Annotated in this window: 6 protein-coding genes; all 6 read left to right on the top strand. The window is 33.7% G+C overall.

Annotated features, from left to right (window positions below; genetic code table 11):
- The first annotated feature begins 39 nt into the window (after positions 1 to 39).
- The 6 genes from PQO00_RS05215 (at position 40) to PQO00_RS05190 (ending at position 12,246) form a co-directional block, all read left to right on the top strand.
- Complete coding sequence (locus PQO00_RS05215; RefSeq protein ID WP_274183766.1) at positions 40 to 1,161, top strand: FecR family protein; 1,122 nt, start codon at positions 40 to 42, stop codon at positions 1,159 to 1,161.
- A 360-nt stretch (positions 1,162 to 1,521) separates the two neighbouring features.
- The gene (locus PQO00_RS05210) at positions 1,522 to 4,878 is read left to right on the top strand and encodes a TonB-dependent receptor (protein WP_274183765.1); all 3,357 of its coding nucleotides are present in this window, start codon (positions 1,522 to 1,524) and stop codon (positions 4,876 to 4,878) included.
- Positions 4,879 to 4,894: 16 nt separating this feature from the next.
- Positions 4,895 to 6,769, top strand: coding sequence for a RagB/SusD family nutrient uptake outer membrane protein (locus PQO00_RS05205; RefSeq protein WP_274183764.1), 1,875 nt, complete (start codon positions 4,895 to 4,897; stop codon positions 6,767 to 6,769).
- 43 nt (positions 6,770 to 6,812) lie between these two features.
- Positions 6,813 to 7,955 carry a SusF/SusE family outer membrane protein gene (locus PQO00_RS05200; RefSeq protein WP_274183763.1) on the top strand — a complete coding sequence of 381 codons (1,143 nt, stop codon included), beginning with the start codon at positions 6,813 to 6,815 and terminating at the stop codon, positions 7,953 to 7,955.
- 292 nt (positions 7,956 to 8,247) lie between these two features.
- Entirely contained in the window at positions 8,248 to 8,637 is a 390-nt protein-coding gene (locus PQO00_RS05195; protein ID WP_274183762.1) for a hypothetical protein, read from the top strand.
- 300 nt (positions 8,638 to 8,937) lie between these two features.
- Positions 8,938 to 12,246, top strand: coding sequence for a TIM-barrel domain-containing protein (locus PQO00_RS05190; RefSeq protein ID WP_274183761.1), 3,309 nt, complete (start codon positions 8,938 to 8,940; stop codon positions 12,244 to 12,246).
- Positions 12,247 to 12,274: the final 28 nt, after the last annotated feature.

The raw sequence follows: 12,274 nt of genomic DNA, 5'->3' as shown, positions 1-12,274 counted from the left end.
CAAGGTGACTTTTGGTATCTATAAGTAGATAACAATATTATGAATGAACAGCAATTCAAAAACTTATTAGAAAAACAAAAACAAAATAAGTTGTCTGATAAAGAAAAGAAGCTCTTTGATGAGTTTGAAAATAATCTTTTATCAAGAAATAGAGAAACTGTGTTTGCCAATGAGGCACATAAAAAAGAGGTTAAAAAAGCGATACACAAAAAAGTCAATTATAAAATAAAGATCAAGAAGGGTTATAATTGGCTAAATATTGCAGCCTCAATCACTTTGCTAATTTCTCTAGCATTAGGATTTTCATATTATAAGGGGGGAGTTAACCATGAGCCTGCACTGGTCCTAGATTCAGAAAATGTCATACTACAGTTAGAAAACGGAAATATACAAATCATTAATGAAGATGCGGAATTAGAGTTAGTTGATGCTGATAAAAATGTTATTGGTAAACAAACAGGTAACCAATTAGTGTATTCTAATGAATCAAAAACAGAAACTTTAGTGTACAATACTTTAAAGGTACCCTATGGAAAACGATTTGAAATTCGTTTGTCTGATGGTACAACTGTACACTTAAATTCAGGTACTTCTTTAAAATACCCTGTAAAGTTTATTAAAGGAAAAAATCGACAAGTTTATTTGTTAGAAGGGGAAGCTTATTTTTCAGTAACTAAAGATACAGGTCACCCATTTTTAGTAAACGCAAACGAGATTAACGTTAGGGTTTTAGGCACAGAATTTAATATATCTTCTTATCATGAAGATAATCAGATTAATACAGTACTGGTAGAAGGTTCAGTAAATATTTATCCAAAAGATGATACTTACAATACTGAAACGGCAACCAAACTAAAGCCGGGGTTTATGGCTGTATTGCAGAAAGCCAATAATCAAATTACTATTGATAAAGCTGATATAGAAATGCATATAGCGTGGATTGACGGTAGAATTGTTTTCAGACACATGCCTTTTAAAAATGTTATAAAAAAGCTAGAGCGTCACTATAATGTTGTTATTAATAATAGCAATAAGGAATTAGGTGAAAAATTTCTTACAGCAAGTTTTGATATTGAAACTATTCAAGAAGTGCTAGAAACCTTAAATACCAGTTATAATATAAAATATTCAATTAATAATAACCAAATAACAATAAACTAAACTAAACAAAACTAAACAACCATTTGCCTATGATGAAATAGAAACACCATCCATCGCTGGAATTCTTGAAAAAATTAAATTCAAGATAAGTTCTTCAGCAGTAAAATCAAAAATCATTATTGATAAATAAGGTGATAAGACCTTGGTAGTCATATGAATTAACTTGCTTCTATTATAACAGGTTGGTTTGTTACGCTCTTTTATTACCCCATAAAAAAACCGGAAAATGCGACAACATTTTCCGATTATAAATTAATAGTGATTAAAATAAGTATTAACCACAACATTCTAAACAAAAATATGAAAAAAGTTCTTAAGTTAAAGAAGCTGCCTTCTTTTCCACTAAAATTTGACTTAAAAATGAAACTAACCACCTTTTTATTTATAGTTACTTTGTTTCAAATTCAAGCTAATGAGTCTTATGCCCAAAGAAAAAAGATTACTCTAAATCTTGAAAATGTAAGTGTAGAAAACGTTTTAAACAAAATAGAATCCCTTACAGAATTTAAATTTTTCTATTTTGATCACGAGATAGATTACACAAAAGTAGTTACCATAAAAGCTAAAAATGAAAAAGTTTCATCTATTTTAGAAAGGCTGTTTGCAAATTCCAATATCAAGATTGAAATTTATGAGAAACAAATTGTTCTAAAAAAGGAAGATAAAGCCCCTATAGATAACATAGGGAATACGCCATTACAAAAGCAGGAGCATACCATAACAGGGACAATTGAAGACATCAATGGACAGCCGTTACCTGGTGCCAGTATTTTAGAAAAAGGAACATCAAATGGAACACAGTCCGATTTTGATGGTAACTTTTCAATTACTGTTTCAGATAAAAACGCAGTTTTAATAATAACATATCTGGGTTATTCAACTAAGGAAATTGAAGTCAACGGAAAAAGCATAATAAATGTTTTATTAAGTGAAAATGCTGCTGACCTTGATGAAGTTGTAATTGTTGGGTATGGTACCCAAAAAAAGGAGTCAGTTGTAGGAGCCATAAGTACTATAAAGCCTAGTTTAGTACAAGTAGGTACTGCTAGAACAATAGGGAATAACCTTGGTGGACAGATTACAGGTGTCATTGCCGTACAGAGATCCGGTGAGCCGGGATATGATGCTTCAGATATTAAAATTCGTGGTATTTCTACTTTCGCAGGCGGGACCAACCCCTTGGTTTTGGTAGATGGTATTGAAAGAAACTTAAACGATGTTGACCCAGCATCCATTGAATCTTTTTCTGTTCTGAAAGATGCAGCCGCAAGTGCAGTGTACGGAGTAAGAGGCGCAAATGGTGTCATCTTAGTCAATACTAAAAGAGGTTTTGTTGGAAAACCAGTCATACAAATTAGAACAGAACATGCTATTCAAGAACCTACAAAATTACCAAATTTTATTAGTGCTGTTCCATATATGAACTTAATAAACGAATTGGCTGCTGATTCGGGCATTCCGCATCCATTTAGTGAAGATCGCATTACAAAAACAGAAAACAAGTACGATTTAGATTTGTATCCAGATATAAATTGGATAGATGCAATTACCAAGGACTACGCATCTACTACAAGAACTAGCTTAAATGTAGCAGGTGGTTCAGATGTTTTAAGATATGCATTGACTACTTCTTATTACAATGAAAGAGGAATTCTCGATTCAGATCCAAATCAATCGTATAACTCAGAAACACGTTTGAACAGAGTTACTGTTCGTACAAACGTAGATATTAACTTATCTAAAACGACTCTACTAAGGGTTAATATTGGAGGGTTTTTACAACAACTTCAAAAGGGAGACAGTAGTACTGATAATTTGTTTAATACTGCTTTCGAAACGACTCCATATGTGCATCCAGCCATTTATTCAGATGGTACCATTCCTAAAGTGCCTGCACGACCAAACCCATGGGCTATTTCAACTCAACAAGGGTATTACAGACAAGGAAATAGTAAAATAGAAAGTTTTGTGGCGTTAGAACAAGACTTTAGTAATCTTATTACGCCAGGTTTAAAAGGGAAATTAGTGTATTCGTTTGATAATTATTCTGAAAATAGAGTTACTCGTAGTAAAAGTCCAGACTATTATAACGTTGCACTTGCTAGAGATGTTGAAGGGAATTTAATTCATGATATTCAACAATATGGTCAAGAGTTTCTTGGACTAAGTAATAGTGCAGGGTTTGGAGATAAACGTATTTATTTAGAGGCGAGTACAACTTATAAACGTGTTTTTGGTAAACATGACTTTAACGGCTTGTTGTTATATAATCAAAATAGTTATGATAATGGAGGCGTACAGCCATACAGGCATCAAGGATTGGCAGGAAGAATTTCTTATGGTTTTGATAAAAAATATATAGGAGAGTTTAACTTTGGTTATAATGGTTCTGAAAATTTTGAAAAGGGAAAACGTTTTGGATTTTTTCCATCTGTTGCTTTAGGTTGGATTGCAAGCGAAGAAAAGTTTATGGAGCCTTATAGAGATGTTGTTAATAAACTTAAATTACGTGCTTCATACGGTTTAGTAGGGAATGATAACATTGGAAGTGATAGGAGATTTGCCTATCAAACAACCATAAATGGTAATTCATCAGGTTATAATTGGGGTACTGGGGTAGGTAACTATATTGAAGGTATTCAAGAAGGAGAAGTTGGAGTCGCTGGATTGACTTGGGAAAAAGTTGCAAAAACTGATATAGGTCTAGAATTAGGTTTATGGAACATGGTTGACTTAATAGTAGATGTATTTTCAGAAAAAAGATCGGATATCTTTATTAGAAGAAATACAGTTCCTACTCAGGCAGGTTTTATTAACACACCTTTTGCCAATTTCGGAAAAATGAATAATAAAGGGGTGGAGGTTTCATTGAATCTTAGAAAGCAAATAACTCCTAATTTTTACATGAGTTGGCGTGGAAACTTTACTTATGTAAAAAATGAAATAATAGAAAGAGATGAGCCTGCAGGTGTTAGAGAGCAGTATCCTTATAAATCTGGCGTAGGCATTCAAAATAACACATTGTGGGGACAAACAGCATTGGGTCTATATAGTGAATCTGACTTTGATCCTAATACTGGTTTGCTCAATTCAGACTTACCTACACCACAGTTAAGTAGTGTGGCAGTTCGTCCTGGAGATATTAAATATCAAGATAAAAATGAAGATGGTGTCATAAATGCTTTAGACGAAGGATTTATAGGAGGAACAAGAGATCCTCAAATTATTTTTGGTTTTGGTAGTACGTCTAAATACAAACAATTTGATTTGAGTTTTTTCTTTCAGGGAATAGCAAAAACATATGAAGTTATAGGTCAAGGTGGAGAGGATGCTAATCGTTTTATTCCTGGAAGTGGATCTGGTACTTTAGGTAATATTTACTCTAATTATAATGATCGCTGGACAGAATCAAATCCAAGTCAAGATGTTTTTTGGCCTAGATTAACTTATACAACTAATACTAATAATAATGTTTCTTCTACTTGGTGGAAAAAAGACATGAGTTTTGTTCGTTTAAAATCTCTTGAAATAGGGTATTCATTAACAAAATCGGCTGCTGAAAAGATTAAATTAGGAGGGTTGAGAATGTATGTAAGCGGAAATAATTTGTTTTACATTTCAAAATTCAAACTTTGGGATCCGGAATTAGATACAAGAACGGGATTGAGATACCCGTCAACGAAATCAATTCTTTTTGGTTTAGATATAAGTTTATAATTTAAAAAAAATAAAAATGAAAAAATCATATATTAAGACAGTCTTTCTTTTTTTAGGAATGACATTATTCTTTTATTCATGCTCTGATTATTTAGATAAAGAGAGCGATACCGAACTTACTTTGGATGGTGTTTTTAGTAGTAAGGCTAAAGCAGAGCAGTGGTTAGCTGGTTGCTATTCTATGATTCCAGACCCTGTTTGGGGATACCAACGTCATTTAGGTTGGGAAGTTTTAGCAGATGATATGACTCCATCGGAAAGATGGCGTAATTATGGTTGGGAAATGATACCAATAGCTCTTGGTAACTGGTCAACAGATACAAACTGGAGCCCAAGTTATTGGTCACTATTGCCTCAAAAAATTAGAGAGTGTAACATCCTTATGAATACCATATATCCAATACCTGATCAAAATTTGACACAGGAAGATGTAAAATTGATGATTGGTGAAGCCCGTTTTTTGAGAGCATATTATTACTCGTTATTGCTTAATACTTATGGTCCAATTCCTTTTAATCCTGAAGAAATTACGCCTGTTGACTACAACCTTTCAGATTTATTGGTTGGACAAACGCCTTATGATGAAGTTGTATCTTGGGTTGAGAAAGAATTGGATGATGTTTCTGAAATTTTGCCAGCATCTTATGATAATGGTAGAAAATACGGTCGTGCTACCTCTATTATGTGTAAAGCAGTAAGAGCTAGAATGTTACTCTTTGCTGCGAGTCCATTAGTTAATGGTAATCCAGAATATTCAAATCATGTTGATAAGGAAGGAATAAATTTATTTAGTACGACCTATGATCCTAATAAATGGAAGATAGCTGCAGATGCTAGTAAAGATTTAATTCAAAGTGCTGAAGCTGTAGGTCATAAATTATATGTAGAGTTGAATGACGCAGGTGAAATTGATCCTTTTATGTCTTGTCAAAATCTATTTTTAACAGAAGCAAACAAAGGAAATACAGAAGTATTGTTTGCTAGACCTAGTGTAGAGTATGTAGAAATTGATAGACATACAGCGCCCCGAGGTAGTGGTGGATTTGGAGGTTATGGTGTTACGCAATCTTTAGTAGATGCTTTTTTTACAACTAATGGGTTACCAATAACCGACCCAAGTTCAGGTTATGTTGAAAATGGTTTTTCTGGTGAAGATGGTTATTGGACCTCAAATGGAGGTACAAAATGGAATGAAGGACAAAATGAAGGACAAGTTACTTTGGCCGGTACCTATAATATGTATTGTAATCGTGAACCACGTTTTTATCTATCGGTTAACTTTAATGGACAGTGGCATGCTAAGGATTCCAGAAAACTTGATTTTTTTAATGGTGGAAGAGATAATAACAATACACATGATGCGCCTCAAAACGGCTATTTGTCAAGAAAGCAAACAGATCCGTCACGTGATTTAATAAATGGTTACTTTACACCACGTCCAGGTATTGTATATCGATTGGGGGAAGTGTATCTAAATTATGCAGAAGCGCTTAATGAATCGAATCCAGGCGATCCCGATATTTTGGTTTATTTGAACAAGATCAGGGAGAGAGCTGGTGTTAGAACATATACTACAGGGGCAACAGATGCTCAAAATATACATGTAGAACTTAATGATCAAGTAGAAATAAGAAAACTAATACATATGGAGCGCAGAGTTGAGCTTTGTACCGAAGGTATTCGTTATGACGATTTAAGAAGATGGAAAGAAGCAGAGCAAGCATTGGATAGAGATTTCTATGGTATGAATTTCTATGGTACTAACAGTACTGATTTTTACCAAAGAACGCCCTATCAAAAAAGAGTATATAGAAAATCTTTTTACTGGTTTCCTGTGCATTTGTCTGAAATTGTAAAAAATCCAAACTTGATCCAAGCTCCTTTTTGGTAGCATGTGATTTTAAAACATAAATAAACAAATAAGCTTAAATAAAATGAAAAACATAAATAAACTAATTTCATTTATACTAATGAGTATCGTTATTTCCTCTTGTGAGGATAACGGACTTGAAAATATTGGGTGGCTTACAGATCCAGTATTTGAAAACCCGATGACTTTAACACCGTCTAGCGAAGATGTTGTTATGACAGCTGGTAATGATGATGCAGAAGCCATAACATTTGCCTGGACTCCAGGTAATGAAAGAGGGGCTGAAACTACTTTGCAATATATTTTCCGCATGGATATTGTAGGTAACAATTTTTCTGAAGAAACAGCCTTGCAAGAAGAAATTCCAACGGGTGTTTTGACTAAAACCTATACCGTAGGTGAGTTAAATTCTTTATTATTGAAAAAATTTGGACGTGCTGGAAATGTTGTCACCAACCTTGAAGTACAAATAATAGCAAGAGTAGATAATAGTGCGCAGTTTCAAAAACCAGAAATAGCTACAGCTGGTTTTTCGGCAACAAGTTTTAGCCCAGGACCATTACCCTTGTTTATGGTTGGTGATGCTATAAGTGGAAGCTGGGATTACAGTTTAGGTATAAGTTTTCCTGAAATAACTGAGAGAACAATATATAATTTTGTTGGAGATTTTTCAGTTGGGTCGTTCAAAGTTATAGAAAGCCCAGGTAACGAGTTACCTTCTTATGATCCAGCTGCTGGAAATACTATTGTTTATAACGAAACAGATCCAAGAACAGATGATAATGTTTTTAAAGTAGAGGAAGTAGGTCGTCATTCCCTCTACATGGATATTGATGAAGGAACCTATGTTTTTGGATATGTGCCTTATGAAAATGTTTATATGGTTGGACAGGCAATATCTGGTATAGGCTGGGATATTGGAAATGCTAAGCAAATGAATTGGGACCCTAAGAACCCTGAAGAGTTTACATTTGCAGGACAATTTGATGCAGGCGAATTCAAACTTTATACACAGCAAGGTGATTGGAACGGTAGAGCTTTAATGCCTCCAGTAAATGGCACCATACTTGTGCCTGATGCCGAACCTATAGAAATGTCGTTAATGCCTAATGCTCAACCAGATAATAAATGGGTTATTGAAGAGACTGGCCAATATGAACTCATAGTTAATCCAGCGAACATGACAATTATGCTAAAAAAGATATAATAGTAGAATAGAAGACATTTTAGAAAATGTATATTTTTTAAGGTGATTTAAACTACCAATAAAAAAAAGATAGAAAACAAAACTTTTCAACCTAATTGGTCTTGGAAAGTTTTGGATTCTTTCTAAAAACTTTTTTTAGTAATTAATAAGGTTTGCTTTATGCTTTAATGTGTTTTATCCAATAGTTTTTTTCTATTTTTTGGTCACTTTTCCACCAATTATCTAATAAACTTTGGTATTACAATACTTTAACATATTTGTTGTGGTGCATTTAATAAAAAAATTCTTGATTATGATTAAAAAACTAACATTACTACTGACAATGACTCTGCTTCTTTGTTTTTCTTGTCAAAATGGGAAAATAACATTAGAAGGGGAATATGAAATTATAGGTTGTAAAAATCAACCTGAATACACACCTGAAAGCATAATTTTTTTAGGTGCTACTGACTTTGGTGAAGTCCCTTTCGAATTTACAGGTAATACACTGAAATTAAGTTCTGAAATGAGAAAACATTTTGGGAATACTGAGTTTGAGTATAAATTGACAGATAGGAAATTAATTTTATTTAATCAAAATAAAAAAATTGAGATGACCTATGTTGGTAGTGCTAATGTTTTAAGGCTATTTATTGACGGAAAATACCTAAAAAGAATGGATTTGGTACGTAAAATGAATTGAAAACGACACCACAATAACTAAGCATATAAAAAATCTCTAGTTTTAGCTAAACCAAAGTTAGTTGCCCGTTTGTTAGCTTCTGATTTCTCTTCGGAAAATCCTCGCTCACAAAACACGTAGCTTCCCATATATATGAACGTTATGTTAGTTAAAAAGCTATGCTAATATCTCTTTTTTAATTATTTCTCTGATATGATTTTTGAGTACTGTTGGTTCTCAATCAACTGCTTATATATTGTATTTTGATTAATAAATCATTAAAAAGTAAAGAAAACACTATTAACGTATAATAGATGCAACATGAATAGAATTATAATTACAAGTTTATTTTGTATATCTCTTTTTAATTCAATTAATGCTCAACAAAGTGTTGTGATTGATGGCAACGCCAAATTTACAGTGTTAAGCCCCATTTTAATTAGAACGGAATATTCTGGGGATGGGATTTTTGAAACGAAAAAAAGTTTCAATATTACCAATCTTGATTTACCAGTTCCCGCTTATACTTCTCAAGTTAATAATGGTTGGCTTGAGATTCAAACAGAAAAACTTTTTTTGCGCTACAAGCAAAATTCTGGAAGTTTTGATCCATCTAATCTCATAATCAACCTAAATGTCAAAGGCCAATCTGTAGAAGCCAAACCATGGCCTTTAAATGTTTCTGGATACAAAATCGAAGCCGAAAACACCTCTCTTTTTGGAGGCGCACATCAGGCTACTGATCATAGTGGTAATACAGGTCCAGGATTTGTAGCAGGGCTTACCACTATTGGAGCAGGAATGGAATGGAATTTGAACACTAAATCGGTAAGAGATTATGCTTTATCCATAAAATATGCCAACGGGATGGGTAATGATCGGACTATCAGTTTGTATATTGATAACGTAAAAACTCAAATTACTTTAGCACAAACAGCGAATTGGGATTCATGGCATGTTTTTAGAAAAAATATTTCATTAACAGAAGGTCATCATGTGGTTAAAATTGTTTGCGAAACAAATGACAGCTATAACATAAATGTTGACTGGTTGGAATTGAATCCTGTTTCTAAATTTAAAGAAATTTGCGAGGCTGAAAATACAACCTTATTAGGATCAACTAAATCTACAGACCATAATGATTATTCAGGATCTGGTTTCATTGCAGGTCTTGATAAATTAGGTTCAAGTATAATTTGGGGTATTAATAATGAATTATCTTCAGGGAACTATACTATTTCATTACGATATGCGAATGGTCAGGGTGGAGATGGTCAACACGTTACACGTACCATAAGTTTATATGTCAACGGCGTTAAAACTCAAATATCGTTACCAAAAACCGCTAATTGGGACACTTGGGCGGTTTTTCAAAAAGATGTTTCATTTAATACGGGAATTAACACCGTTAAAATTTCATGTGATCCTGGAGACACCTATAATGTAAATGTAGATTGGCTAGCAGTAAGTGCCATAGGTGATCCATTGCCAAGCCCCCAACCCATAACACAAAAAACTAATTTGGGAGGAGGCGCACGTTCGCTTGATGTAAAAGGCGGTGAAATCCCTTTATGGGATGGACTTATGAGTCAGGATGGATGGTATTTAATTGATGATAGTAAAACAGCGTTGATAGACCCTGATGGATGGGTTTCTAATAGATCATTTCATCCAGGAGGATCTCAAGATGGATACTTTTTTGGATATGGGACAGATTATCAAACAGCTTTAAAGGATTTTTACAAAATAACGGGAAATCCTCCATTGTTGCCTAAATGGGCTTTTGGCGTTTGGTATTCTAAATACGAACCCTATACTAGTTCCTTTTATGAAACCACTTTATTACCTAAATTTCGTGCGGAGAAAGTTCCTTTAGACGCTTTGGTTGTCGATACAGATTGGAAATCTCCTCACCAATGGAATGGTTGGAGTTGGAATGGTAGCTTATTTCCAGACCCACAAAGTTTTATTAATTGGGGACAACAAGAAGGTCTTGCTATCGGCCTTAATATACATCCTTCAATTCAAAATGATGATCCCATGTTTGGGCTAGCAAATGCTACAGCAGGCGGACTAACTGGTAATGGTAGATATCATTTTGACTTTAGCAATAAAAACCATGCAAAGGCATATTTTGATTTGCATAAATCGTTTAATGAACAAGGAATTGATTTTTGGTGGTTGGATTGGGTCGATGGGGAAATCAGTATGGAAGTTAAAGGATTGCCTCAAGAAGCTTGGTTGAGTCATCTTTATACACAAAATAGGACCGCTCGTGGGATGAGAGGTTTTGCTTTCTCGCGTATTGGCAACGGCTTTAATGGTTATGGAGATAGCGGCGTACCAGATATGGCATGGTCCGACCATCGTTATTCACTTCATTTTACAGGAGATACATTTGATGAATGGAATCTACTTAAATTTGCTTCAACCTTTACAATTTCTGAAGGAAACTTAGGCATACCTTATATATCACATGACATTGGAAGTTTTAAAGGTAGAACATTAACTGACGACAAATATATACGTTGGTTACAATTTGGAACATTTCAACCTATTTTCCGTTTACATTCTGATGACCATGATGATAGTTATCGTTTGCCCTGGCAGTATCCTAATGTAGAAGAACAAGCAAAAGACTTTATTCGCTTGCGTCATGCATTAGTACCTTATACTTATTCCTTAGCCTACGAGTCTTCTACAGGTGGTTTACCTATAGTGAGAGGGATGTATTTTTATTATCCTGAAATGCCTCAAGCATACGCGTTTGATAAACAATATTTTTATGGAGAACATATATTGGTTTCACCCATTGTTACAGCAGGAGAAGTCGCCTCTACAGAGGTTTGGTTTCCTGAAGGTAAATGGACTCATTTTTTTACAAACGAAATTATAACTGGTCCTACTACTAAAACGATATCAGCTAACTATAGTACAATGCCTGTATTTGTTAAAGCTGGTGGAATTATTCCTCTAAAATCATATTCTGACTTTGTTAGGCAAAAAGTAGATAATGAGCTTACTTTAAAAGTATATGCTGGTGCTGATGGCGATTTTACACTTTATGAAGATGAAGGAGATAATTTAAATTACAAAGTCAATCAGTTTGCTCTGACAAATATTAATTATAATAATTCACAAAAGAAACTTACAATAGGAGCCCAACAAGGCAATTATGTTGGATCGGTTCAAAATCGTAGTTATGATATTGTATTGTATAATGCAACAACCCCTACTAAGATTTTTTTAAACAATAACGTTTTGAATAACATTGAACCCAATTCAGGAGAAGGTTGGTGGGTTGATAATGAGATAATTTATATTCATCTAGATGAGTCCTCTGTTTTAGAAGATAAAATAATTTCTTTAGATGAATCCCTTTCTTTACAGGATGAAATTAATAAGCAAAAAGTAAAGTTATTTCCTAATCCTGTAATCAAATCCTTTTTCTTTAATACTGATATATCTGGGGCTAATGTTCGTGTTTTCTCTCCAACAGGAATATTGGTTTTAGAACAAAAAGTAGATAGCAACAATAGTGTTGATATGTCGAAATTAAGCACAGGGATTTATTTTGTTATAGCAAACAAAAACCATGAAAATTTCACAATAAAAGTTATAAAAGAATAAACAATGAGAATCTTTCAAAGGTTCCTTT

The organism is Flavivirga sp. 57AJ16 (genome assembly GCF_028736925.1).
Classification (GTDB): Bacteria; Bacteroidota; Bacteroidia; order Flavobacteriales; family Flavobacteriaceae; genus Flavivirga.
This window is presented reverse-complemented; position numbering and strand designations above follow the sequence as displayed.

What these genes read in the sequence shown, in the direction of transcription:
- PQO00_RS05190 (WP_274183761.1), top strand. Translation starts at nt 8,938, where the DNA reads ATGAATAGAATTATAATTACAAGTTTATTTTGTATATCTCTTTTTAAT.
- PQO00_RS05210 (WP_274183765.1), top strand. Translation starts at nt 1,522, where the DNA reads ATGAAACTAACCACCTTTTTATTTATAGTTACTTTGTTTCAAATTCAA.
- PQO00_RS05195 (WP_274183762.1), top strand. Translation starts at nt 8,248, where the DNA reads ATGATTAAAAAACTAACATTACTACTGACAATGACTCTGCTTCTTTGT.
- PQO00_RS05205 (WP_274183764.1), top strand. Translation starts at nt 4,895, where the DNA reads ATGAAAAAATCATATATTAAGACAGTCTTTCTTTTTTTAGGAATGACA.
- PQO00_RS05200 (WP_274183763.1), top strand. Translation starts at nt 6,813, where the DNA reads ATGAAAAACATAAATAAACTAATTTCATTTATACTAATGAGTATCGTT.
- PQO00_RS05215 (WP_274183766.1), top strand. Translation starts at nt 40, where the DNA reads ATGAATGAACAGCAATTCAAAAACTTATTAGAAAAACAAAAACAAAAT.